We start from the raw sequence: 23,104 nt of genomic DNA, 5'->3' as shown, positions 1-23,104 counted from the left end.
CCGTACGGGCCCCTCGGCGCGGCGCTGAGGGGCCCGTACGGCGGCGTTCAGCCGGTCGTGAGGGGTAGCCGCAGGGTCGAGCCGCCGAGCCGGACGGAGACCTTCGTACCGGCCGGGTACCGCAGCGTGTAGTCGTGGTCGGTGGCCATGATCACGAGGCCGATGCGGTGGCCGGGCTTGAAGACGTAGTCGTACGGCACCAGCTTCCAGTCGAAGGCGTACGCCCGGCCGGGCGTGATCGGCTCCGTCCGGGACGCGGAGTGGCGGTTGCGCACGTCCAGCCAGCCGCGCGTGACGATCTGGTACGGCGTCTCCTTCGTCACGTACTTCTTGACGGTCCGGCAGCCCGGGTCGGCCGGGATGCTGTCGCCGAAGCACCACTTCTGGTCGGTCGCGGCGAAGTCGGCGAAGCGGGTGTCGGTGCCGTAGTCGACGAGCAGCGCCGACAGGTACGGCGACCTCCCGTCCACCGAGGCGTTCACCCGGACCTCGGGGGTGCCGCTGAGCCGCAGCGCCTTGTCCAGCTTCGGGGTGAGGTAGATCAGCCGGTTCGGGTCCGCCTTGTCGGGCTCGGCGGTGAGCTGCTCGGCCGTACGGGCGGGCGCGTCGACGAAGCCCTGCTGTCCGGCGGGCGCTCCGGCACCGAGGGTGCCGGGCTGGCCGCCGCCCAGGCGCAGGGTGACCGGGCGGGCGCCGGGCGCCGGCCAGTCCGGGGCGGTCGTCCACTGGCCGGGCGCGCGTTCGAAGTCGACCTTCGGCTCGGACATGACGCCGTTGGGGACGCCGTACAGCCAGTGCGCGAACCACCGGTTCGCCGTGTCCAGCCAGGCCTGCCCGCGCACGTCGATCGGGTCGTCGTGCTCCGCCTGGTGGATCCACAGCTTGCGCGGCACCCCGGCGCGGCCGAGGGCCTGCCAGAGGTTGAGGAACTGGTTCGGTTTGACGTTCCAGTCGTTCAGGCCGCCGGTGACGAGGACGCTCGCCTTGAACCGGCCCGCCTCCTCGGCGAAGTTCCGCTCGTCCCAGAAGGCGTTGTAGTCGCCGCTGACCCGGTCCATGCGCTTCTCGATCTCGTGCATGGCGGCGGCGCAGGCGGCCGGGTTCTTGCGGGTCAGCACGACCTTGGCGTGCAGGTCGGCGTCCTCGCCCTCGTACCCGCCGGGGGCGATCACCCCGCCGTTGCCGCGGTAGTAGTCGTACCAGCTGGCGACACCGGAGATCGACACGACGGTCTTCAGACCCGCGACGCCGGTGGCTGCGGTGGCGAGCGGGAGGGTGCCGTCGTAGGACTTGCCGGCCATCGCCACGTTGTGAGTCGACCAGCCCGCCGTGACGGGGCTGCCGTCGGCGGCGTACGCCTTCGCCTTGCCGGTCAGCCACTGGACGACCGTCTTCATGGCGGTGGTCTCGGCGGGGCTGACCGCGCCGGGGCAGCCGTCGGACTCGCCGGTGCCCAGGGTGCTGGCCGCCAGGACGGCGTAGCCGCGGGAGACGAAGTAGTTGTCGTAGTAGACCCTGTTGTAGTTCGGCGGCGTCCACGGCGCGGTCGACGGCGACCAGGGCGCGAGCCGCGGGTAGTCGGTGACGTCGGCCGGGTGGTACGGGTCGTCGATGGTGCCGCTGAAGTACGGGCTGCCCTCGAGGATGGAGGCGACCTTCAGGCCGGCGTCGGTCTCCTTGGGGCGGGTCACGAACACCGCCACCCGGTCCTTCTTACCGTCGTGGTCGCTGTCGACCGGCGTCTCGACGTAGACGGTCTGGCGGATCGCGTCCTGGAAGGAGAAGGCCGGCTGGGTCACGCCGTCCCGGATCACCACGTGGGGCGGAGCGGCGCGCTCGGCCGCCGCGGCCGGCAACGCTCCGGCCAGAAGGCCGGTCGCACCCGCTAGGAGGATCATGAACCGTTGAGGCCGCATCAGCAGCTCCCCTGGCGCCGACGAATGATCATCGGTCAGCCTTCCGGGGAAGTCCGACACCGGTCAACCGGCCACACTGACTCGGCCACTCCTGGACACGGCCCATGACCGCTCGTCTATGGTGCGGTTCATGTACCAGTACCCGGCTCCGCCGCCCCCGCAGGATGACAGTGGGGCGACGACCTCGATGGTCCTCGGCATCCTCGGGCTCGTGCTGTGCGGCCTGCTGGCGCCCATCGCGCTGTTCATGGGGCTGTCGGCCAAGCGACGGATCCGCGAGAGCGGCGGGTACCTCGGCGGCGACGGTCAGGCGACGGCCGGCGTCGTGATGGGCGCGATCGGCACGGCCCTCATCGTCCTGGGGCTCGTGATCGTGGTCATCCTCCTCATCGCCGCCGCCGCGTCCACCGGCAACCGCTGACCCGGGGGCGTCCGTCAGCCGCTCAGGCGATCCGGTCGATCAGTAGCGGCCCGGGAAAGACCGCCGCGGAGGACACCGCGAACGCCCCCTCGAGGGCGGCCAGCGCACGCTCGAAGCGGGCCAGGTCGTCGGCGTGGAGGGTCATCAGCGGCTGCCCCGCCCGTACGGTGTCGCCGGGCTTGGCGTGCAGGACGATGCCCGCCGCGTGGACCACCGGGTCCTCCTTGCGCGCCCGTCCGGCGCCGAGGCGCCAGGCCGCGACGCCGACGCCGTAGGCGTCGAGCCGGGCCAGCACGCCGGACTCCGTCGCCAGGACCTCGTGGGTCTCCTTCGCGACCGGGAGCGGGGCGTCCGGGTCGCCGCCCTGCGCGCTGATCATGCTCCGCCAGGCGTCCATCGCCGAGCCGTCGCGGAGCGCGTCGGCCGGGTCCTTGGCGCCCGTCAGGCCGGCCGCGGCCAGCATCTCGCGGGCCAGGGCGACGGTCAGCTCGACGATGTCCTCCGGTCCGCCGCCCGCGAGGACCTCGACGGACTCGTCGACCTCGAGGGCGTTGCCGACCGTACGGCCGAGCGGGGTATCCATCGCGGTCAGCAGCGCGACGGTCTTGACCCCGTGGTCGGTGCCGATGTCGACCATCGTCCGGGCCAGCTCGCGGGCATCCTCGACGCTCTTCATGAACGCCCCGGAACCGGCCTTGACGTCGAGCACGAGCGCGCCCGTGCCCTCCGCGATCTTCTTGGACATGATCGAGCTGGCGATCAGCGGGATCGACTCGACCGTGCCGGTGACGTCGCGCAGGGCGTACAGCTTGCGGTCGGCAGGGGCCAGGCCCGAGCCGGCCGCGCACACCACCGCGCCGGCCCGGTCGAGGACGGACAGCATCTCCTCGTTGGACAGCGACGCCCGCCAGCCCGGGATCGACTCGAGCTTGTCGAGGGTGCCGCCGGTGTGGCCGAGGCCGCGTCCGGACAGCTGCGGGACGGCCGCGCCGCAGGCGGCCACCGTGGGCGCCAGCGGCAGCGTGATCTTGTCGCCGACGCCGCCGGTGGAGTGCTTGTCCGTCGTGGGGCGGCTGAGCCCGGACCAGTCCATCCGCTCGCCGGAGCGGAGCATCGCGTCGGTCCAGCGGGCGACCTCACGCCGGGTCATGCCGTTGAGCAGGATCGCCATCGCGAGGGCGGACATCTGCTCGTCGGCGATGACGCCCTTGGTGTAGGCGTCGATCGTCCAGTCGATCTGCGCGTCGGACAGCTCCCCGCGGTTCCGCTTCGTGCGGATGACGTCGACGGCGTCGAAGGTCACGCTCGGTTCTCCAGATCGTCGGGGCCGAAGGCGTCGGGCAGCACCTCGCGCATCGGCCGGATGCCACGGACGGTCTCCAGCAGCATGTCGGGGCCGCCGTGCTCCCACAGCAGCTGACGGCAGCGCCCGCACGGCATGAGCGGCGTACCGTCGCGGCCCACGACGGCGACGGCGACCAGCCGGCCGCCGCCCGTGCCGTGCAGGTCCGAGACGAGGCCGCACTCGGCGCAGAGGCCGACGCCGTACGAGGCGTTCTCCACGTTGCAGCCGGCGACGACGCGGCCGTCGTCGGTCAGCCCGGCGGCGCCCACCGGGAAGTTCGAGTACGGCGCGTAGGCCTTCGCCATCGCCGCACGGGCCGCCTCCCGCAGGGCGTCCCAGTCGATGTCGGCCATCAGTGTCCCCCTCCGCGACGGTAACGCAGCCCGTCGGCGACCGGCATGCGCAGCCGCTGCGCCGCGAAGGCCAGCACCAGCAGCGTCGTGATGTGCGGGCTGTAGGTGACGATCTCCCGCGGCAGCTCGTCGGTCAGGAAGAACCACGCGAGCAGGCCGACCGCCACGACCGCCGAGACCGCCGCCGTGACCATCCGGCGCTGGTAGCCGTGCCAGACCGCCAGGGCCAGGAGGCCGACGCCGAGCAGGAGGAGCATGGCGTGCACCGCGCCCGCGCCGCCACGCAGCTGCAGCGCGTCGGTGTACCCGAACAGGCCCGCGCCCGCCGCGACGCCGCCCGGCCGCCAGTTACCGAAGATCATCGCGGCGAGGCCAATGAAGCCACGGCCGTTGACCTGGCCCTCCTGGTAGTTGGAGGACGCCACCATGGCCAGGAACGTCCCGCCCACCCCGGCGAACGCCCCGGAGATCACGACCGCGGCGTACTTCATCGTGTAGACCTTCACGCCCAGCGACTCGGCGGCGAGCGGGTTCTCCCCGCAGGACCGCAGCCGCAGGCCGAACGCCGTGCGCCACAGCAGGAAGAACGAGATCGGGATGAGCGCGGCCGCGATGAGGGTCACCGGGGACAGGTTCGTCAGCAGCCCGCGGACCATGCCCGCGAGGTCGGAGATCAGGAACCAGTGGTGCTTCTCGAGGTCGCCCAGCGGACCGCCGACGCCGGGCACGCTCCACGTGGGGAAGTCCGGCAGGGGCGGCGACTGGGTGGCCCCGCCGCCGGTCTCGTGGGTGAAGAGCAGGTCCGACAGGTAGCGCGTGACGCCCGGCGCCAGGATGTTGATCGCGACGCCGGAGACGATGTGGTCCACCCCGAACGTCACGGTCGCCACCGCGTGCAACAGGCCGCCCACCGCTCCGGCGATGATCCCGCCGAGCAGGCCCAGCCAGGGACTGCCGCTGAAGTACGCCGCGAAGGCCGCGCCCCAGGTGCCGAAGACCATCATGCCCTCGAGGCCGATGTTGACCACGCCGGAGCGTTCGGACCACAGGCCGCCCATCGCGGCCATCCCGATCGGCACGGCGAGGCCGAGCGTGGCGCTGATGGTGCCGCTGGAGGTGATGTCGGTCTCGCCGGTGATCAGCCGCAGCGCGATGAGAGCCGCGAAGACGCCGAGGCCGATGGTCAGCGCCCGCCGGCCGCGCGCCGCGCGTGCCCCGCCGGTCCGCGGGGTCGGCGTACGGACCTCCTGGTCAATCATGCTGCCACCTCGTCTGCCTGCTCAGAGCCGTATGCCGTGTTCACGCCGCCACCTCGCCGAGTTGCGCGGCGACGCGCCGCTGGTCCACACGCCGGCCCACCCGGTTGACGATCTCGTACACCACGACTACCGACAGCAGCACGGCCGCCTGGGTGATGGCGACGATCTCCTTCGGGATGTCGTTGAACTCGAGGATCTGCGACGACTGGTCGAGGAACGCCCACAGCAACGACGCGAACGCGATGCCGACCGGGTTGTTCCGGCCGAGCAGCGCGATGCCGATGCCGGTGAAGCCGATCCCGGTCGGGAAGTCCAGCGAGTAGGAGTACGACCCGCCGAGCAGCTGCGGCATGCCGACGAGGCCGGCCACCGCGCCGGACAGGACCATCGCGATGACGACCATGCGCTTGGCGTCGACGCCGCTGGCGACCGCGGCGCTCTGGGACAGGCCCGTGGCCCGCAGGTCGAAGCCGAACCGCGTCCTGTTGATCATGAACCAGAAGCCGAGACCGGCCAGCACCGCCAGGAAGACCAGGCCGTAGATCTGCAGGTCGCTGCCCGGGTAGGAGATCCCCGGCACCCGGCCGGAGGAGGAGATCGGCTTGGTGCCGATGTTGTTGCTGCCGGCGACCTTCACCGCGAGCCGGTCCGGGCTGAGCAGGAAGGCGATCACCCCGGTGCCGATGAAGTTCAGCATGATGGTCGAGATGACCTCGCTGACGCCGCGCGTCACCTTGAGGATCGCGGCGATGCCCGCCCACGCGCCGCCGACGACGGCCGCGACGAGGATGATCACGAGCTGGTGCAGGCCGGCCGGCAGCGCCCAGGCGCCGCCCGCCGCGGCGGCGAGCATCGCCGCGAGGCGGTACTGGCCGTCGACGCCGATGTTGAACAGGTTCATCCGGAACCCGATCGCGACGGCGAGCGCGGACAGGTAGTACGTAGCCGCGCGGTTCACGGTGTTGACGACGCTGTCGGGCTGCTTGCCGAACGAGAACATCGCCTGGAACGTCGACGGCGGGTTGAACCCGCTCGCCGACAGCACGATCGAGGTCACGACGATCGCGAAGACGAGCGCGACGAGCGCCGCGACCGCCGTCCGCGCGTACGACTTCGCGAGCAGGTTGGAGATCATGCCGCGCTCCCCTCTCCGGCGCCGGTCATGAGGGAGCCGAGTGCGTCCGGGGTGATGGTGGCCGGGTCGGCCTCGCCGACGAGCCGGCCGCGCAGGATCACCCGCAGGGTGTCCGACATGCCGATCAGCTCGTCGAGGTCGGCGGAGATGAGCAGCACCGCCAGGCCCTCGGCCCGGGCGTGCCGCAGGTGGTCCCAGATCGCGGACTGCGCGCCGACGTCGACGCCGCGCGTCGGGTGCGCGGCGATCAGCAGCTTCGGCTCCCCGGACATCTCCCGGCCGATGATGAGCTTCTGCTGGTTGCCGCCGGACAGGGACGCCGCGGTGACGTCGATGCCGGGGGTCCGCACGTCGTACTCCTTGACGATCCGCTCGGTGTCCCGGCGGGCGCCGGCGCGGTCGATGAGGAGGCCCTTGACGTTGGGCGAGCGGGTCTGGTGGCCGAGGATGCGGTTCTCCCACAGCGGGGACTCCAGCAGCAGGCCGTGCCGGTGCCGGTCCTCGGGGATGAACCCGATGCCCATCTCCCGGCGGTGCCGGGTCGAGCGGCCGACCAGGTCCTCCGTGCCGAGCCGGATCACGCCGGACTCGACCGGCAGCATGCCCATGATCGCCTCGACGAGCTCGGCCTGGCCGTTGCCCTCGACGCCGGCGATGCCGAGGATCTCGCCCTCGTGGATGGTCAGGGACACGTCGTCGACGACGGCGCGGCCGCTCGCGTTGCGGACCGTGACGTCCTCGAGGGTCAGCACCGGGACGTCGGTCACGGTGGACTCCCGCAGCTCGGGGACCGGCAGTTCGCTGCCGACCATGAGCTCGGCCAGCTGCCGGGCGGAGACCTCCGTGGGATCGGCGGAGGCGACGGTGGTGCCCCGGCGGATCACCGTGATCGCGTCGGCGACCTTGAGGACCTCGTCGAGCTTGTGCGAGATGAAGATGACGGTCAGGCCCTCGCGCTTGAGGTCTTCGAGGTTGGCGAAGAGCTCGTCGACCTCCTGCGGCACGAGGACCGCGGTCGGCTCGTCGAGGATGAGGATCTTCGCCCCGCGGTAGAGGACCTTGAGGATCTCCACGCGCTGGCGGGCGCCGACGCCGAGGTCCTCGACCAGGTGGTCCGGCTCGACGCCGAGGCCGTACTGGTCGGAGATCTCCCGGATCCGCTTGCGCGCCCCGCCGCCGATGCCGTGCAGCTTCTCCGCGCCGAGGACGACGTTCTCCAGGACGGTGAGGTTGTCGGCGAGCATGAAGTGCTGGTGCACCATGCCGATGCCGCGTGCGATGGCGTCGGACGGCGAATGGAGATCCGCCACCGCGCCATTGACCTTGATCGTCCCCTCGTCCGGCCGCTGCATGCCGTAGAGGATCTTCATCAGGGTCGACTTGCCCGCGCCGTTCTCCCCGACGATCGCGTGCACCGTGCCCGCCGCGACCGTGATGTCGATGTCGTGGTTGGCCACGACGCCGGGGAAGCGCTTGGTGATGCCGTGCAGCTCGACCGCCGGCTCAGTCGTGGACATGCCCTGCTCCCGCGCCAGTGGGCCCGGGAGGGAGGCCGCGACGGCCGCCCACCCGGGCCCGAGCCCTTACCGCCGTCACTTCTCGGGCGGCGTGATCTTTCCGGAGACGATCTGCTGCTTCAGGTCGTCGAGGGTGGCCGACAGGTCGCCCAGCGCCGACGGGTTCGACTTGGAGTAGTCGACGCCGTCGTTCTTGAGGCTGAACCGCTGGTCGCCCTTCTGGAACTTGTTGTCGCCGACGTCCTTGACGAAGTTGAACACCGCGGTGTCCACGCGCTTGAGCATCGAGGTCAGCACGTACGGCTTCTGGTCCGCGGACGCCGTCTGGTACTGGTCGGAGTCGACGCCGATGAACCACTTCTTTTGCGAGGTGGCCGCCTGCAGCGAACCGGTGCCCGACAGGCCCGCCGCCGCGTAGACCACGTCCGCGCCCTGGTCGTACATGCCCTGGGCGATCGTCTTGCCCTTGGCCGGGTCCTTGAAGCCACCGAAGTCCGGCGGCTGGGAGATGTACTTGATCTGGATCTTGACGCTCGGGTTGACCTTCTTGGCGCCCGCGACGTACCCGGCCTCGAACTTCTTGATCAGCGGGGTCTCGACGCCGCCGATGAAGCCGATGTTGCCGGTCTTGGACTTCTTGGCCGCCGCGGCGCCGACGAGGTAGGAGCCCTCCTGCTCGGCGAACAGCAGGTCGGAGACGTTCGCCTGCTGGACCGAGTTGTCGTCGATGATGGCGAACTTGGTGTTCGGGAACTTCGGCGCGACCTTGCCAAGCGCCGTCGCGTACACGAAGCCGACCGCGATCACCGGGTTGTAGCCCGACTGAGCCAGCAGCTGCAGCCGCTGGATCTTGTCGTTGTCGCTCTCGCCCTCTTTGGCCTCGATGTCCTTGACGTCGAGCTTCAGGTCGCTCTGGACCTTCTGCAGACCGGCGTACGCGGCGTCGTTGAACGACTTGTCGCCACGGCCGCCCACGTCGTACGCGAGACCGACCTTGAGGGACTTCTTGCCGTCGCCGCCACCGTCACCGCCGGTGCTGGCCTTCTTGCCGCCGCAGCCGGCAGCGCTCAGTGCAAGCACCGCGCTCGCGACCACGGCGGTCATCTTCACTGCACGGCGCAAGGTAGCTCCTCCAATTTGCCCCGCCCGAAATGTGCTTCTTGGCACGAATCTCTCGGACCTTAGTGGGAGCCAGGGGCTGAGCGGACCAAAGCTACCGTGTCGCAACGCGTCCGTTATCAAGGCGAGAGCGCATCGTCACTGGTCAGGCCGTCAGAGGGGGACGTACGGGGGCGGCCGGGGGTCATGGCCGCCCCGAGCGAGCCCGACGCAGCGAGCGGAGTGGGCGGCTGAGGAACGAAGCCGCCCGCGCAGCGAGTGAGGAGGGTCGAGCGACCCACGAACACGTGATCGTTACGCGGCGGGTTCGCCGATCGGCTCGGTGGCGTCGGCGCGGCTCTCCCACAGCGCGGTCAGCGCCGTGGCGACCATGATCCGCACGCCGATGCCGATGCTCCGCTCGTCCACGTCGAAGGTGCCACGATGCAGGTCGTACCCTCCGGCCATGCCGGGTGCCGCGACGCCGAGGCGGGCGAGCGCGCCGGGGATCGACTCGAGGAACCAGCCGAAGTCCTCACCGCCGAGACTCTGCGGGGTGCCCGTGGCGCCGTCCTCGCCCAGGACGCTGCCGACGGCGGTGCGGAACATGTCGACGCTCGTCTTCTCGTTGACCGTCGGGGGGACGCCGCGGACGTAGTCCAGCTCGGCCTTCACGTCGTAGGCGCTGGCCACCGAGTCGAGCAGGGTCTTCATCAGCTCGGGCGCGGAGTGCCACGCCTCCTCGTCGAGGCAGCGCACGGTCCCCTGGGCGATGCCGTCGTCGGGGATGGCGTTGGCCACCGACCCGGCCGACACCCGGCCCCACACGAGGCTGAGGCTGGAGCGCGGGTCGACGCGCCGCGACAGGGCCGCCGGCAGCTCGGTGACGATCTTGGCCAGGGCGTACACCAGGTCGGCGGTGAGGTGGGGGCGCGCGGTGTGGCCGCCCGGTCCGGCGACCCGGACGTTCACCTTGTCGCAGGCCGCGGTGATGGGGCCGACCCGCAGGCCGAGGCGGCCGACCTCCAGGCGCGGGTCGCAGTGGAGGGCGAAGATGCGGTCGACTCCGGCGATGCCTCCGGCGGCCAGGACGTCCAGGGCGCCGCCCGGCGTCTCCTCGGCCGGCTGGAAGATCAGGCGGACCCGTCCGGGCACGAGACCGGCCGCGGCCTGCCGGGCGAAGAACTGCCCCACCCCGAGCAGGATGGTGGTGTGCACGTCGTGGCCGCAGGCGTGGCAGACGCCGGGCACCGTCGAGCGGTAGGGGACGTCCTTCTCGTCGGCCAGGGGAAGCGCGTCGATGTCGGCGCGCAGGCCGACGACCGGCCCGTCTCCGTTGCCGACGTCGCAGATCAGGCCGGTGCCCTTGGGCAGCCGCTTCGGCCGCAGCCCCGCCGCGGTCAGCACCTCGATGAGGCGCTGCGTCGTGCGGTGCTCGGCGAAGCCGAGCTCCGGGTGCATGTGCATGTCCCGGCGGAAGGCGATGAGATCGTTCTCGTGCTCGGCCAGAAAGGAGTCGAGTTGCGGTCTCAGCCCTCCTCCCACTGGCTCATTACCGGGGAATTCAGGCCCCCGCATGTGTCACCTCCCGTGGATTGACGAACCGGTCCTCCCGGAACTCCGTGAGAGCCGCGGTAACGACGTCCTCCAGGCCACCGCCATCGGCGACGATGGCACGCTGCCGCTCATAGGAGGCGCCATGGTCGAGGACGTCGGAGAGCACCTTCAGATCTTCGGCGCAGCCGAGCCGGTCCGCTATCGGCTCCAACTCCCGGACCAGTTCGTACAACTCGTCGCGGAGCGGAGCGGTCGTCCCCTGATCGTCGGTGATCACGATGGCGTCCAGGCCGTACCGGGTCGCTCGCCATTTGTTGTCGCGTACGACCCATGCGGCTGGGCTGGGCAAAGTGTATCCGCGATCGAGCTGGTGATCGAAGAGTTCGACGAGGCACTGGCACAGCGCCGTGACCATTCCGACCTCGCGGAGCGTCGGAATGCCGTCGAACATCCGGATCTCGATCGTGCCGAAATCAGGATGCGGCCGAATGTCCCACCAGACCTCTTTGATGCTCCTGATCGCCTTGGAGCGCAGCAGCGTGTCCATGTACGCCTCGAACTCCGCCCAGTCCGCCAGCAGGTGCGGCGGGCCGGCGGTGGGCAGCGCGCCGAAGACGATGGCCCGGCTCGAGGCCAGTCCCGTGTCGTCGCCGCACCAGAACGGGCTCGACGCGGTGAGGGCGAGGAAGTGCGGGAGATAGGCGGACAGGGCGTTCACGATCGGGATGGCCTTGTCGGCGGAGCGCACGCCGACATGGACGTGCACGCCGAACGTCTGGATGCGCCGGGCCAGCCACTGGTACTGCTCGACGAGCTCGGCGTAGCGCTGGATCGGCGCCATCTCCGCGTCGCGCCAGTCGCTGATCGGGTGCGTTCCCGTGCAGGCCAGCCCGATGCCGCGCGGCTCGGCGACGGAGCGCAGCTCGGCGATCGTGGCGGCGAGGTCGGCGCGCGCCTCGGAGACCGTGTGGCACACGTCGGTGACGATCTCCACGGTCGACTCCATGAGCTCATGGCGGATCTTGGGATTGCGCTCGGCCTCACTGAGCCCGGGCAGCGCCCCCAGCACCTGTCCGGCATCCTGACGGAGGCACCGTGTCTGGTCGTCGATGAGCTGAAGCTCCCACTCGACGCCCAGAGTCGCGCCCCGCGAGGCGTTGAACTCGATGGCCACGGCCAACCTCCGTCGTCCCTCAATCCTTGCAGGTTAATGCCGCTCGTGTGGCGTAATTCGGCCAGCACGTCGGGTGCCTCGGGTGACCACCGAAATCGCCTCGATCCGGTGACCATCATGCCCGTCGACGGCGTGCCGTCTTCGGAGGTCTTTGCCCCGCGATGCGCGGTTGACTCTTCTGGGGCACCCACCGAGCGACCACCGCCATCCGTTCCGGCTACGAGCAATCCTCACTAATGACCATTTTGATCATCAGCCTCAGCCGTGTCCCCTGACTACGGCGTCACGGACATGCCCGCGAGCACCCGGCCCGCGAGGTCCCGGTCGCCGGTGATCCGTACGTCGGCCTCGGACGGGTCCACCCGGCCGCCGCCGAGCCGCACGAACGTCTCCCACTCCATGCGGAGCCGCACGGTCGGCTCGCGTGGCTCCTCGGCGAAGCGGCCCCGGCCGTCGGCGCCGACCTCGACGCACCAGCGACGCCCGGGCGCCTCGACCACCACGGTCCGGCCCGGCTCGGCCGCCGCCCGCTTGCCGACGACGTACGGCAGCGCGCCGCCGAGGATCCGCGCGGAGACCTCCGCGGCGGGACCGTCCAGGTTGCCGGAACGCCCCGTGGCGCGGCGTGCGTCCTGTTCGTGCATCCACACGTCGAACGCCCGGTGCGCCATGAAGTCGCCGTACGGCATCCGCGCGCCGAACGGAGTGGTCACCACCGACGTCAGGTCCACCGCCCCCGATCGCAGCGCCGCGATCCGCCGGTCGATCACCCCGCGCAGCTCGTCGAGGACCTTCTCCGGCCGCCAGGAGCGGAACGCCTCCACGTCGAGGGCGGTGTTGGCCGCCGTCCGCGGCTCGTCGTCCGGTGCCTCGCCGAGCAGCCAGCGCTCGATTCCCACGATATGCGAGTACTGGTCGACGACCGACCAGCCGGGGCAGTCGGTCGGCCGGACCCAGTCGGAGGGGCCGAGCTCATCGCCCAGCGCGATCATCGAACGGGCCGTCTGTTCCATGGCGTCGATGTTCGCCCGCCACTCGTCGCTCATCTCGGACATGCGTCGCTCCCGGGGGATCATCGCCCGACGCGGGGCCCGCGACGGGGACGGATGGGGCCGCTCAGTTCACGTCTGGTCGCCTCCGGCTCCTCACTCGCTCCGCGACCGGCTCGTTCCTCACCGGTCACTCCGCTCGCTCGTCACCGTCGGCTCAGTAAGCGTCGGCGGGGGCGTACACCCCCCAGACGTCGCGCAGCGCGTCGCAGACCTCGCCGACGGTGGCGCGGGCCCGCAACGCCTCCTTCAGCGGGTACAGCAGGTTGCCGTCGCCGGCGGAGACGTCACCGGACGCGGCCTGCTCGCCCTCCTTCTCCGCGAGGTGGCGCAGGTCGTCGAGGCGGCGGCGGACCTCGTCGTTGTCGCGTTCGGCGCGCAGGCGGGCCAGCCGCTCGGCCTGCGCCTCCCCGATGGCCGGGTCCACGCGCAGCGGCTCGTACGGCTCCTCGCCGTCGGTCCGGAAGCGGTTCACGCCGACCACGACGCGCTCGCCACCGTCGATCTCCAGCGCCGTGCGGTACGCCGACCGCTCGATCTCGGCCTTCTGGAAGCTCTTCTCGATGGCGTTGACCGCCCCGCCCATCTCCTCGACCTGGTCGATGAGCGCGCGGGCGGCCTCCTCGATCTCCTCGGTCATCGACTCGACGGCGTACGACCCGGCGAACGGGTCGACGGTCCGCGTCAGGTCGGACTCGTGCGCGATCACCTGCTGGGTGCGCAGGGCGAGACGGGCGGCCTTCTCCGTGGGCAGCGCGATGGCCTCGTCGTAGGAGTTGGTGTGCAGCGACTGCGTGCCGCCCAGGACCGCGCCGAGCGCCTGGATCGCGACGCGGACGAGGTTGACCTCGGGCTGCTGGGCGGTGAGCTGGACGCCCGCGGTCTGGGTGTGGAACCGCAGCATCTGGGACTTGGGGTTCTTCGCCCCGAACTCGTCCCGCATGATGTTCGCCCAGATCCGGCGGGCCGCGCGGAACTTCGCGACCTCCTCCAGCAGCGTCGTGCGGGCCACGAAGAAGAACGACAGGCGCGGCGCGAACGCGTCGACGTCGAGCCCCGACTCGACGGCCGCCCGGACGTACTCCTTGGCGTTGGCGAGCGTGAACGCGATCTCCTGCACGGGCGTCGCCCCGGCCTCGGCCATGTGGTAGCCGGAGATCGAGATCGTGTTCCACTTGGGGATCTCGTCCTTGCAGTACCGGAACGTGTCGGCGACCAGGCGCAGGCTCGGCTTCGGCGGGAAGATGTAGGTGCCCCGCGCGATGTACTCCTTGAGGATGTCGTTCTGGATCGTGCCGGTGAGCCGCTCGGCGGGGACGCCCTGCTCCTCGGCCACGAGCTGGTAGAGCAGCAGGAGCACGGCCGCGGGCGCGTTGATCGTCATGGACGTCGACACCTCGCCGAGCGGGATGCCGTCGAACAGCACGCGCATGTCCTCGATCGAGTCGATCGCGACGCCGACCTTGCCGACCTCGCTGCGGGCGATCTCCGCGTCGGAGTCGTAGCCCATCTGCGTGGGCAGGTCGAAGGCCACCGACAGGCCGGCGGTGCCCGCCTCGATCAGCTGGTGGTAGCGGCGGTTCGACTCCGCGGCGGTGCCGAACCCGGCGTACTGCCGCATCGTCCACGGCCGCTGGGTGTACATCGTCGGGTACACCCCGCGGGTGAAGGGGAACGCGCCCGGCTCGCCCAGTCGCTCCGCGGGATCGAATCCCTCCAGCGCCTCGGGCCCGTAGACGCGTTCGATCGGCAGCCCCGACTCGGAACGCATGCCGTCATCACCTTCCCATTAGGCCGCCGACCTGCCGGAACGCTCTCAGCGGCGAAGGGTGCGCGGCTCCACCTCGCCCTTGTGCGATCGTACGACCGATCGCCGTTCGGTTACATGGTGGCCTACTTCACACCGCGGCCGGCCTTCCACCCGCGCCGGCCGATGATCCCGAGCACGACGGCCAGGACGATGTTCACACAGATCAGAATCGGTGGATCACGTAGAACGCGGTGGATCGAGCCGGGCCGCCGCCCAAGTTCTTGGCAAGCATCGGCCACTCGACGATCATGAATGCGGCAAGGCCGATCATAAAACCGGAGGCGAACCGAGAGAGCTTCATCAGCCGTCATTATTGGGGGTACACCCCCTGTGTCGTGCACGTACCCGTCGTCTACCGTTGGGCCGCCATGCGAACGTTAATCGCCATCCTCACCCTTTCCGTGGGTGCTGTGCCGCTGTACGCCACGCCGGCCCAGGCCGACACGGTCGTCGGCGGTCCTGGGTTGAGCGGTCACGGCTACCTCTGGGACAAGTCCTCCGGGGCGTCCGCCCCGCCGCACATCCAGGCGTCGTCGTACGTCATCGCGGATCTGGAGACGGGACGGATCCTGGCGGCGAAGGACCCGCACGGCCACTACCGGCCCGCCAGCACGCTGAAGACGCTTACCGCGATCACGCTGATCCCGCGCCTGGATCCGGCCAAGGAGATGAAGCCGTCCCAGAACGCGGTCAACGCGTCCGGCTCGGCGGTCGGCATGGACACCAAGTGGAAGTACAGCGTGCGCGACCTGTTCCACGGGCTGCTCATGCAGTCCGGGAACGACGCGGCCATCGCGCTGTGCGAGGCGAACGGCGGCCTCAATCCGTCCATCGACCAGATGAACGCCGAGGCCCACCGGATCCAGGCCCTGGACACAGTCGCCCGGACGCCCAACGGCCTCGACGACGACCCGCCGCTCACGCTCGCGCAGCAGCACAGCTCCGCGTACGACCTCGCGCTGATCATGAAGCAGGGCCTGACCCAGCCCGACTTCCGCAAGTACGTCGGTGCGACGCTCTACGACTGGCCGGCTCCCCCGGACAAGAAGGAGCGGGCGAAGGGCAAGAAGACCGGCGGCTACCAGATCGGCACGCACGACCACCTGCTCATCGGCAGCAAGCCCTACCGCGGAATGATCGGCGGTAAGAACGGCTGGACCAGCCACGCGTCCGGCAGCTTCGTCGGAGCCGCCACCCGAAACGGCCACACGATCATCATCTCGCTGATGCACGCCCAGTCCGACTTCTGGGACGACGCCCGGTCCCTGCTGGACTGGGGCTTCGACGAGCGGGCGAAGGCCGGCTCGGTCGGGACGCTCGTGGATCCGATCCCGCCGCCGCAGCCGAAGAAGACCGCCCCGGTCGCGGCGAAGCGACCGCAGATCGTCCACGTCTCCCCCGCCGGCGGCCCCGACTGGCGGAAGTTCGGCCTCGCCGGAGGCGGGGGCGCCGCCCTCCTGGCGATCGTCGTCGGGCTGACGATCGGCGTGCGCCGTCGCCGGCGCGCGGCGCTCGTCGGCGCGCCACCGCCGCCGCTGCCCAGCGGCGGCCACGTCCGCACCTTCACTCCGGAGACGGCCGCGCCGCCCGACCCGGACGCACCGGATACCGATGAGGGCGCCGACCCCGGGCTTCCTCATCCGGGCGACGTCAAGGTCGCGGGCGCCCCGCGGTCCTCCGGTGGCGAGAGCTCGTCCGCCGGGCAGACGGCGCCGAACCCGGTGCAGCCCGTGGACGGCAGGTGGGCGTCCGACCGCCACCGCGAGGAGACCGCCGACCGGCGGGACGACGAGGCCCCGGCCGGGTGGGACGACGCCGAGCGCACCGTGCTCGACGAGGACCGGAACCCGGGGGACGCCGAGCGCACCGTACGCGAGGAGGAGCCGGCGATCGGCGAGGCCGAGCGGACGGAGGTCGACGCGGCCTTCGGGGCCGCGGACGCCGAGCGGACCGTCCAGGACGGCGTATCGCCGGTACGGGCCGTGGCCGGCGACGGCGGGGAGGCGGGCGTGAATCCGCGGGGGCCGTTCGAGCCGCTGGACGGCCCGGACACGGCGCCCTCACGGGCGGTGGACGGGCCGGACACCGCGCCGTCGCGGGCGGTGGACGACGACGCGACCGAGGCAGGAAGCCGGGACTGACTGAGGGGTGTCCGGTGGATCTCCGCCACCGGACACCCTCCTGGACGGCGCGTTCGTCGGCGGAGCCGTGCGCCCCGCGGTCGACGTGCCGTCAGACGTCGGCGGTCTGGGGCTCGTCCGCCTTCAGCACCACCCGGCGCGTCGCCGTCCACGCCGCGGCGAACAGGATGAACCGCGACACGACGTTGATCCAGATCAGCAGGCCGACGATCACGGCGAACGACGCGTACAGCGGGTTCCGCATGACGTGCCCGACGAGGTAGGTGCCGATCAGCTTCAGCGCCTCGAAGCCCACGGCGCCGAACAGACAGCCGCGCAGGAGCCGCCGCCAGGGCGCGCGGGTGCCCGACAGGCGGGAGAACAGGACGAGGAAGAGGAAGGTGTTCGCGGCGATGGCGACGCCGATCGCGACCAGCCGGAGGAGCGTGCCGGCCCCGGCCACCCGAGCCAGCCCCGCCCAGTGGAGGACGGCGTGGGTCGCCGAGGTCGCCAGCCCCGAGAGGGCGACAGAGGCGAGCAGGGTCAGGCCGAGGACGAGCAGGACGGCCAGGTCCGCGAGCTTCTTGAGGACGGGGTTGATGTCGTCCTCCGGGCTGCCCTTCCACATCGTGCGCAGGAACTCGCGCCAGACGCCGATCCAGCCCAGGCCGCTCCAGGACAGGCCGATCAGCGCGAACACGCTCGCGCCCGCCTTGGCGTCGGCGATCTGCTGCACGGGGAGCCGGTCGGCGATGCCGGGCAGGACCTCGTAGATCGCCTTGGTGACGTACTCGCGGGCTCCGGGGCTGATCGCGACGGCGTACCCCATGACGGCGAAGGCCAGTGCGACCAGTGGGAAGAAGGACAGGAACCCGTAAAAGGTGAGGGCGGCCGCCAGCCGATTGCCGCGGCAGCCCTGATACCGGTCGTAGGCCCGGCCCAGATGGTCGAACCACGCCCAGCGGGCCCGCAGCCCGCGCAGGAACGCCTTGCCGCGCTCCTCTATCGATGTGACCCCTCGCTGCACCCCACCGATCAGCGGCGCCATGGTGGGGCACTACCCGCGTAACGGGAAAAGATTCACCGCGCGTGAACGTTCATGAGACGTCCGCACGGCCGCCGAACGGGAAGTGCCGCCGGGGCCGCCACACACCGTCCGCCCCGTGCTCGTACAGCCAGAAGGCGCGCACCCGGAACTTGGCCTCGTAGTAGGCCAGTTCCTTGAACGCCCGGTCCAGCACGTCGTCGGCGAGGTGGTGAGCGATCGTCACATGCGGGTGGTACGGGAAGGCGCGCTCGACGGCGAGCGGGCCCCGGCGGACCTTGCGCTCGAGGCGCTCGCAGTCGGCGATGCCCTCCGCGAGCGCCACGAACACCACCGGGGACACGGGCCGGAAGGTGCCGGTGCCCCGCAGGTGGATGTCGAAGGGGTGTTCGCCCTGGGCCGCCGCGCGCAGGTGCGCCTGGATGTCACCGAGCTCGGCGACCGGCACCCGCGTCGGCGGCACCAGCGTGATGTGCGTCGGGATGGACGCGGCCAGCGGGTCGCCGAACGACGCGCGGCGGCGCTGCAGCTCCGGACCGTACGGCTCGGGGATGGCGACGGCCACTCCGATCGTGCGCTCCTCGGCGTCAGGCACGGCCCAGGAACCCCACCCGGTCGCGTACGGTCTCCATGGTCCGCCCGGCCACCTCGCGGGCGCGGTCGGCGCCGACGGACAGCATCCGGTCGAGCTGCGCCTCGTCGGCGAGCAGCTTGCCGGTGCGCTCGCGGATCGGCTCGAAGGTGTCGAGGACGATCTGGGCGAGCTCCTTCTTCAGCGCGCCGTACCCCTGGCCTTCGAAGTGGCGCTCGAGGTCCTCGATGGAGGTGCCGGACAGCGCGGAGTGGATCCGCAGGAGGTTGGTGACGCCGGGCTTGCCGACCTCGTCGGCCTTGATCTCCGTGCCGGTGTCGGTGACCGCCCGCATGATCTTCTTGCGCAGCGGGCCCGGCTCGTCCAGCAGGTCGAGGATGCCCTGCGGCGAGGACGAGGACTTGCTCATCTTCGCCGTCGGCTCCTGCAGATCGGTGATCTTCGCGGTGGCCTTGGGGATGTACGCCTCGGGCGCGACGAAGGTCTCGCCGAAGCGGTGGTTGAACCGCTGCGCGAGCGTCCGGGTCAGCTCGAGGTGCTGCCGCTGGTCCTCCCCGACCGGCACCTGGTCGGCCTGGTAGAGCAGGATGTCGGCGGCCTGCAGGATCGGGTACGTGAACAGCCCGACGGACGCCGCGGACACGCCCTGCTTGGCGGTCTTGTCCTTGAACTGCGTCATCCGGCTGGCCTCGCCGAACCCGGTGAGGCAGGCCATCACCCACTGCAGCTCCGTGTGCTCGGGCACCTGGCTCTGCACGAAGACCGTGCTGCGCTCCGGGTCCAGGCCGATCGCGAACAGCTGCGCCGCGGCCACCCGCGTGCGCCGCCGCAACGCCTCCGGGTCGTGCTCCACCGTGATGGCGTGCAGGTCGACGATGCAGTAGAACGCGTCGTGGGTGTCCTGCAGGGCGACCCACTGACGGAGCGCGCCGAGGTAGTTGCCGAGGTGGAAGGAGTCGGCGGTCGGCTGGATGCCGGACAGGACCCGCCGGCGCGCCGTGGACGTGCTGGGCTCGATGGGCATACGTGGATTCTCTCAGGATTCGTCGGCGTCCGCCGGGGAGGCGGGCGGCGGGGTGAGGCGGACCCGCGACACGCGTCTGCCGTCCACCTCGGTGACGGTGAGGCGATGCCCGTCGACCTCGACGTTCTCGCCGACCTGCGGCAGGTGCCCGAGCACGGCCATGAGGTAGCCCGCGACCGTCTCGTACGGCCCTTCGGGCAGCTCCAGGCCGGTCTCGTCGGCGAACGCGTCGAGGTTGAGCAGGCCGTCGACCTCCAGCGCGCCGCCGTGCAGCCGGCGAGCGTGGTCGTCCTCCACGTCGTACTCGTCGCGGATGTCGCCGATGAGCTCCTCGACGAGGTCTTCGAGGGTGACGATCCCCGCCGTTCCACCGTACTCGTCGACGACGATCGCCAGATGGTGGCCCTCGCGCCGCATCTCCGACAGCGCGGCCAGCACCCGCTTGCTCGCGGGCAGGTACAGGACGGGCCGGACCAGCTCGCCGACCGGCGTGGAGCGCCCGGAGAGCTGCGGATCGAGCAGGTCCCGGACGTGCACGAACCCGATCACGTCGTCGTGGGAGTCGCGGTAGACGGGGTACCGGGAGTGCGGGCTGCCCGTGGTCGTGTGCGCGGCCTTGGCCAGCGGCGTCGACGCGTCGAGGAACTCCACCTCGGTGCGCGGCACCAGCACCTCGCGCAGCTGGCGCTCCCCGGCGCCGAACACCTCCTCGATCAGGCTCCGTTCGTCCGGGGCGATCTCAGTGGTGCCGGCCACGAGCGCGCGGATCTCCTCGGCGGTGATCGCCTCACGGGAGGTGTTCGGGTCGCCGCCGAGCATGCGGACGATGACGTTGGTCGACTTCGACAGCAGCCAGATGACCGGCCGCGCCCCCTTCGCCATCCGGTCGAGGAACGGCGCCACCATCTGCGCGGTGCCCTCGGCCCGCTGCAGGCCGAGGCGCTTGGGCGCCAGCTCGCCGACGACCAGCGTGACGTAGGAGATGATCAGGGTGACGCCGACGACGCCGATGAACCCGGCGATCCCGTCGGACATCCCCTGCCGGATCAGGGCCTTCTTGGCCGTCTCGGAGAGCGTGATCGCGCCGTAGGCCGAGGACAGCAGGGCCGTGAGCGTGACACCGATCTGCACCACGGCCAGGAAGCGGTTGGGATCGCCGACGAGCCTCGCCACCGCCTGGCCGCGCCGACCGCGATCGGCGATCCGGCGGACCTGGCTGTCGCGCAGCGAGACGAGAGCGATCTCGGAGGCCACGAAAAGGCCCTCGACGAGAATGAGCGCGAGGACGATCGCGGCGCTCACCAGCGTTTCCCTCATGAGAAACGCCCAAGACTATGTGGGTCGTCCATGTCCAGTCGGGTTGTTCGGAAAGATTAGAGCTGAAAGCGTACAGGTTCATTCTCGCTGGAGGTCCGATGAAACTTCTTGTCACGGGGGGCGCCGGCTATATCGGCAGCGTGGTCTCGGCCAGGCTGCTGGAGGCCGGGCACGAGGTGGTCGTGCTGGACGACCTCTCGACCGGGCACGCCGACGCGGTCGCGGACGGGGCGCGGCTGGTGCGCGGCACGCTGCGGGAGGCGGCGCACGAGACCCTTTCCGAGGGGTTCGACGGCGTCCTGCACTTCGCGGCCAAGTCCCTGGTCGGCGAGTCGGTCGAGAAGCCTGGCCTGTACTGGGACAAGAACCTCGGCGAGTCGCTGGCCCTGCTGGACGCGATGCGGACGCACGGGACGCCGCGCATCGTGTTCTCCTCCACCGCCGCGACCTACGGCGAGCCCGAGCGCACGCCGATCCTGGAGACCGACCCGACCCGTCCGACCAATCCGTACGGCGCCTCGAAGCTCGCCATCGACACGACGCTCGCGGAGTACGCCCGGATGTACGGCCTCGGCGGGGTGAGCCTGCGCTACTTCAACGTCGCGGGCGCCTACGGCCGCTACGGAGAGCGGCACACCGTCGAGACCCACATCATCCCCAACGTGCTGAAGGTGCCGCTCGGCGAGCGCGAGTCGGTCGCGGTCTTCGGCACCGACTACGCCACCCCGGACGGCACCTGCGTCCGCGACTACATCCACGTCGTCGACCTCGCCGAGGCCCACCTGCTGGCCCTCGACGCCTGCGCGCCGGGAACGCACGAGATCTTCAACCTGGGCAGCGGCTCGGGTTACTCGGTCCGCGAGGTCATCGGCGTGTGCCGCGAGGTGACCGGGCACGAGATCCCGGCGGTGGAGAGCCCGCGGCGGCCCGGCGACCCGGCCGTGCTGATCGCCTCCTCCACCAAGATCTCCGACCGGCTCGGCTGGAAGCCCGAGCGGGACCTGCGGGCGATGGTCACGGACGCCTGGGCGTTCGCGCGGCGGTGAAAGCGGTGGTCAGGGCACGGGCGGCGGTGCGACGACCGCCGCCGTGTCCCTGAGCGGCCTCAGTTCGCGGTGAGCGGCCCGAGCTTGGTCCGCAGACCGGCAAGGGCCTGTTCGGGGCTCTGCTGCCCCCGCAGGGCCGCGTAGGCCGCCTCCTGGATGGCCGCGGTGACGTCGCCGTAGCGGACGGCTTCGGGCCGGGGCCGGGCGTTCTGGATCGACGTGGCCAGCGTGGGCAGGTACGGCTGCGCCTTGACCATGTCCGGGTCGGAGTAGAGCGCGGCGCGGGACATCGGGTACGCGCTGCCGAGCCCGAAGGTCTTCTCGGCCTCCGGGCCCGTGACGTACCGGACGAAGTCGAGCGCCGTCTTCTTGTGCTTGGAGAAGGCGGAGATCGCCACGTTGTTCCCGCCGAGGGTGGAGACGCCCGGGCCGGTGCGCCCGGGCAGCGGCGCGACGTCGAACCTCCCCGCGACCTTGCTGGAGCCGTCGGTCTTGCTCGCGAGGGAGTGAACGTAGGCCCAGTTGCGGTGGAACAGCAGCTCGCCGGCTTCGAAGGCGCGCCGGCCGTTCTCCTCCTGATAGGTGAGGGCGGCCTTGGGGATCAGGCCGTTCTTGAACCCGTCGGTGAGGAACCGCAGCCCGGCGAGGGCCTCCGGGGTGTTCAGGGCGGGCTTCCCGGAGGCGTCCAGGACCTGGCCGCCCGCGCTGCCGATCGCCTCGGTGACGTTGACGGTGAGGCCCTCGTACTTGTCGTACTGGCCGGCGTAGCAGCCGACGTCGGCGGTCTTGCGCACCTTGGCGCAGTCGTCGGTGAGCTCCTGCCAGGTCGTCGGCGGCTTGGCGATCCCGGCCTTCTTCAGCAGGTCCGTCCGGTAGTAGAGCAGCCCCGCGCCGGTGAGCCACGGCGCGGCGTACAGCTTCCCGCGGTACTGGCCGGTGCGCAGCGACGGGCCGAGGAACCCGCCGGTGTCCAGGCCGGTGATCGGGTCGACCCACCGGTTCGCGGCGAACTCGGCGGTCCAGACGGCGTCGAGCGTCACGACGTCGTACGCGGTGGACTTGATCTGGGCGTTCTGGACGAGCTGCTGGCGCTGGGCGTCGGCCGCCTCGGGCAGGTCGACCAGGGTCACCTTGGCGTCGGGGTGCGAGGAGTTCCAGCCGTCGACGAGCTTCCGGAGGGTGCCGGTCGGGTCCTTGAAGCTGGCCCAGGTGATCGGCCCGCGGTCGGCCGAGTCGTGGGAGGTGCCGGAGGATCCGCAGGCGCACAGTCCGAGGGCCAGGACGGCGCCGATGAGGCCGCGACGCGGGAAACGGTGCTTCATGGTG

The 23,104-nt window shown here is 70.9% G+C and carries 20 protein-coding genes; 3 read left to right on the top strand and 17 right to left on the bottom strand.

All coding sequences use genetic code 11. The annotated features are described in order from the left end of the window. Positions 1 to 47: 47 nt before the first annotated feature. Positions 48 to 1,916, bottom strand: a complete 1,869-nt coding sequence (locus ABEA24_RS05485) for a Xaa-Pro dipeptidyl-peptidase (protein ID WP_345429508.1) — start codon at positions 1,914 to 1,916, stop codon at positions 48 to 50. A gap of 130 nt (positions 1,917 to 2,046) precedes the next feature. On the opposite strand from ABEA24_RS05485, the gene ABEA24_RS05480 reads away from it, so the two are divergent. After that, the gene (locus tag ABEA24_RS05480; protein WP_345429506.1) at positions 2,047 to 2,337 is read left to right on the top strand and encodes a DUF4190 domain-containing protein; all 291 of its coding nucleotides are present in this window, start codon (positions 2,047 to 2,049) and stop codon (positions 2,335 to 2,337) included. 22 nt (positions 2,338 to 2,359) lie between these two features. On the opposite strand, the gene ABEA24_RS05475 is transcribed toward ABEA24_RS05480, so the two are convergent. The 11 genes from ABEA24_RS05475 to ABEA24_RS05425 all read right to left on the bottom strand — a co-directional run bounded on the left by ABEA24_RS05475 (position 2,360) and on the right by ABEA24_RS05425 (position 14,935). After that, on the bottom strand, positions 2,360 to 3,640 hold the full coding sequence (locus ABEA24_RS05475; RefSeq protein WP_345429505.1) for a thymidine phosphorylase: 1,281 nt from the start codon (positions 3,638 to 3,640) through the stop codon (positions 2,360 to 2,362). Further along, positions 3,637 to 4,035, bottom strand: a complete 399-nt coding sequence (locus ABEA24_RS05470) for a cytidine deaminase (RefSeq protein ID WP_345429504.1) — start codon at positions 4,033 to 4,035, stop codon at positions 3,637 to 3,639. The genes ABEA24_RS05475 and ABEA24_RS05470 overlap by 4 nt, the downstream gene beginning before the upstream one ends. Then, complete coding sequence (locus ABEA24_RS05465) at positions 4,035 to 5,291, bottom strand: ABC transporter permease (protein WP_425551151.1); 1,257 nt, start codon at positions 5,289 to 5,291, stop codon at positions 4,035 to 4,037. Before ABEA24_RS05465 ends, ABEA24_RS05470 begins: the two co-directional genes overlap by 1 nt. Before the next feature lie 43 nt (positions 5,292 to 5,334). Then, positions 5,335 to 6,429, bottom strand: coding sequence for an ABC transporter permease (locus tag ABEA24_RS05460; protein ID WP_345429501.1), 1,095 nt, complete (start codon positions 6,427 to 6,429; stop codon positions 5,335 to 5,337). After that, on the bottom strand, positions 6,426 to 7,946 hold the full coding sequence (locus ABEA24_RS05455) for an ABC transporter ATP-binding protein (protein WP_345429500.1): 1,521 nt from the start codon (positions 7,944 to 7,946) through the stop codon (positions 6,426 to 6,428). The genes ABEA24_RS05460 and ABEA24_RS05455 overlap by 4 nt, the downstream gene beginning before the upstream one ends. A 75-nt stretch (positions 7,947 to 8,021) precedes the next feature. Further along, the gene (locus ABEA24_RS05450) at positions 8,022 to 9,068 is read right to left on the bottom strand and encodes a BMP family lipoprotein (RefSeq protein WP_345429499.1); all 1,047 of its coding nucleotides are present in this window, start codon (positions 9,066 to 9,068) and stop codon (positions 8,022 to 8,024) included. Positions 9,069 to 9,359: 291 nt separating this feature from the next. After that, positions 9,360 to 10,589, bottom strand: a complete 1,230-nt coding sequence (locus tag ABEA24_RS05445; protein WP_345429498.1) for an amidohydrolase — start codon at positions 10,587 to 10,589, stop codon at positions 9,360 to 9,362. Positions 10,590 to 10,608: 19 nt separating this feature from the next. Next, positions 10,609 to 11,775 (bottom strand): glutamate--cysteine ligase, encoded by a 1,167-nt coding sequence (locus tag ABEA24_RS05440; RefSeq protein WP_345429497.1) that lies wholly within the window; start codon positions 11,773 to 11,775, stop codon positions 10,609 to 10,611. A gap of 275 nt (positions 11,776 to 12,050) precedes the next feature. Next, positions 12,051 to 12,830, bottom strand: coding sequence for a maleylpyruvate isomerase family mycothiol-dependent enzyme (locus tag ABEA24_RS05435; RefSeq protein ID WP_345429496.1), 780 nt, complete (start codon positions 12,828 to 12,830; stop codon positions 12,051 to 12,053). 151 nt (positions 12,831 to 12,981) lie between these two features. After that, complete coding sequence (locus ABEA24_RS05430) at positions 12,982 to 14,595, bottom strand: acyl-CoA mutase large subunit family protein (RefSeq protein ID WP_345429495.1); 1,614 nt, start codon at positions 14,593 to 14,595, stop codon at positions 12,982 to 12,984. 202 nt (positions 14,596 to 14,797) lie between these two features. Next, positions 14,798 to 14,935 carry a hypothetical protein gene (locus ABEA24_RS05425; RefSeq protein ID WP_345429494.1) on the bottom strand — a complete coding sequence of 46 codons (138 nt, stop codon included), beginning with the start codon at positions 14,933 to 14,935 and terminating at the stop codon, positions 14,798 to 14,800. A gap of 67 nt (positions 14,936 to 15,002) precedes the next feature. Here ABEA24_RS05425 and ABEA24_RS05420 point away from each other — a divergent pair, with 67 nt between their 5' ends. Next, entirely contained in the window at positions 15,003 to 16,775 is a 1,773-nt protein-coding gene (locus ABEA24_RS05420; RefSeq protein WP_345429493.1) for a D-alanyl-D-alanine carboxypeptidase family protein, read from the top strand. Positions 16,776 to 16,866: 91 nt separating this feature from the next. Here ABEA24_RS05420 and ABEA24_RS05415 read toward each other — a convergent pair whose 3' ends face one another. From ABEA24_RS05415 to ABEA24_RS05400, 4 genes are read right to left on the bottom strand one after another with little or no spacing between them, the layout of a single operon-like run. Further along, complete coding sequence (locus tag ABEA24_RS05415) at positions 16,867 to 17,802, bottom strand: YihY/virulence factor BrkB family protein (protein WP_345429492.1); 936 nt, start codon at positions 17,800 to 17,802, stop codon at positions 16,867 to 16,869. Between the two features lie 49 nt (positions 17,803 to 17,851). Continuing rightward, positions 17,852 to 18,394: a 2'-5' RNA ligase family protein gene (locus ABEA24_RS05410; protein ID WP_345429491.1), complete on the bottom strand. Its 543-nt coding sequence runs from the start codon at positions 18,392 to 18,394 to the stop codon at positions 17,852 to 17,854. Further along, entirely contained in the window at positions 18,387 to 19,415 is a 1,029-nt protein-coding gene (gene trpS / locus ABEA24_RS05405; protein ID WP_345429490.1) for a tryptophan--tRNA ligase, read from the bottom strand. The genes ABEA24_RS05410 and trpS overlap by 8 nt, the downstream gene beginning before the upstream one ends. Before the next feature lie 12 nt (positions 19,416 to 19,427). Then, complete coding sequence (locus ABEA24_RS05400) at positions 19,428 to 20,717, bottom strand: hemolysin family protein (RefSeq protein ID WP_345429489.1); 1,290 nt, start codon at positions 20,715 to 20,717, stop codon at positions 19,428 to 19,430. Positions 20,718 to 20,830: 113 nt separating this feature from the next. Between ABEA24_RS05400 and galE the strand changes: the two genes are divergently transcribed. Next, positions 20,831 to 21,778 (top strand): UDP-glucose 4-epimerase GalE, encoded by a 948-nt coding sequence (gene galE / locus ABEA24_RS05395; protein WP_345429488.1) that lies wholly within the window; start codon positions 20,831 to 20,833, stop codon positions 21,776 to 21,778. Positions 21,779 to 21,837: 59 nt separating this feature from the next. On the opposite strand, the gene ABEA24_RS05390 is transcribed toward galE, so the two are convergent. Then, positions 21,838 to 23,100 carry an ABC transporter substrate-binding protein gene (locus ABEA24_RS05390; RefSeq protein WP_345429487.1) on the bottom strand — a complete coding sequence of 421 codons (1,263 nt, stop codon included), beginning with the start codon at positions 23,098 to 23,100 and terminating at the stop codon, positions 21,838 to 21,840. Positions 23,101 to 23,104 lie beyond the last annotated feature (4 nt).

This window comes from Actinoallomurus vinaceus (assembly GCF_039542055.1).
Classification (GTDB): Bacteria; Actinomycetota; Actinomycetes; order Streptosporangiales; family Streptosporangiaceae; genus Actinoallomurus; species Actinoallomurus vinaceus.
The sequence above is the reverse complement of the archived record's forward strand: the minus strand, read 5'-3'. Positions and strand labels throughout refer to the sequence as shown.

Coding starts and splice junctions, on each gene's coding strand:
- ABEA24_RS05415 (WP_345429492.1), bottom strand. CDS start 17,802: ATGGCGCCGCTGATCGGTGGGGTGCAGCGAGGGGTCACATCGATAGAG.
- ABEA24_RS05455 (WP_345429500.1), bottom strand. CDS start 7,946: ATGTCCACGACTGAGCCGGCGGTCGAGCTGCACGGCATCACCAAGCGC.
- galE (WP_345429488.1), top strand. CDS start 20,831: ATGAAACTTCTTGTCACGGGGGGCGCCGGCTATATCGGCAGCGTGGTC.
- ABEA24_RS05470 (WP_345429504.1), bottom strand. CDS start 4,035: ATGGCCGACATCGACTGGGACGCCCTGCGGGAGGCGGCCCGTGCGGCG.
- ABEA24_RS05485 (WP_345429508.1), bottom strand. CDS start 1,916: ATGCGGCCTCAACGGTTCATGATCCTCCTAGCGGGTGCGACCGGCCTT.
- ABEA24_RS05435 (WP_345429496.1), bottom strand. CDS start 12,830: ATGTCCGAGATGAGCGACGAGTGGCGGGCGAACATCGACGCCATGGAA.
- ABEA24_RS05480 (WP_345429506.1), top strand. CDS start 2,047: ATGTACCAGTACCCGGCTCCGCCGCCCCCGCAGGATGACAGTGGGGCG.
- ABEA24_RS05430 (WP_345429495.1), bottom strand. CDS start 14,595: ATGCGTTCCGAGTCGGGGCTGCCGATCGAACGCGTCTACGGGCCCGAG.
- ABEA24_RS05460 (WP_345429501.1), bottom strand. CDS start 6,429: ATGATCTCCAACCTGCTCGCGAAGTCGTACGCGCGGACGGCGGTCGCG.
- trpS (WP_345429490.1), bottom strand. CDS start 19,415: ATGCCCATCGAGCCCAGCACGTCCACGGCGCGCCGGCGGGTCCTGTCC.
- ABEA24_RS05390 (WP_345429487.1), bottom strand. CDS start 23,100: ATGAAGCACCGTTTCCCGCGTCGCGGCCTCATCGGCGCCGTCCTGGCC.
- ABEA24_RS05420 (WP_345429493.1), top strand. CDS start 15,003: ATGCGAACGTTAATCGCCATCCTCACCCTTTCCGTGGGTGCTGTGCCG.
- ABEA24_RS05425 (WP_345429494.1), bottom strand. CDS start 14,935: ATGAAGCTCTCTCGGTTCGCCTCCGGTTTTATGATCGGCCTTGCCGCA.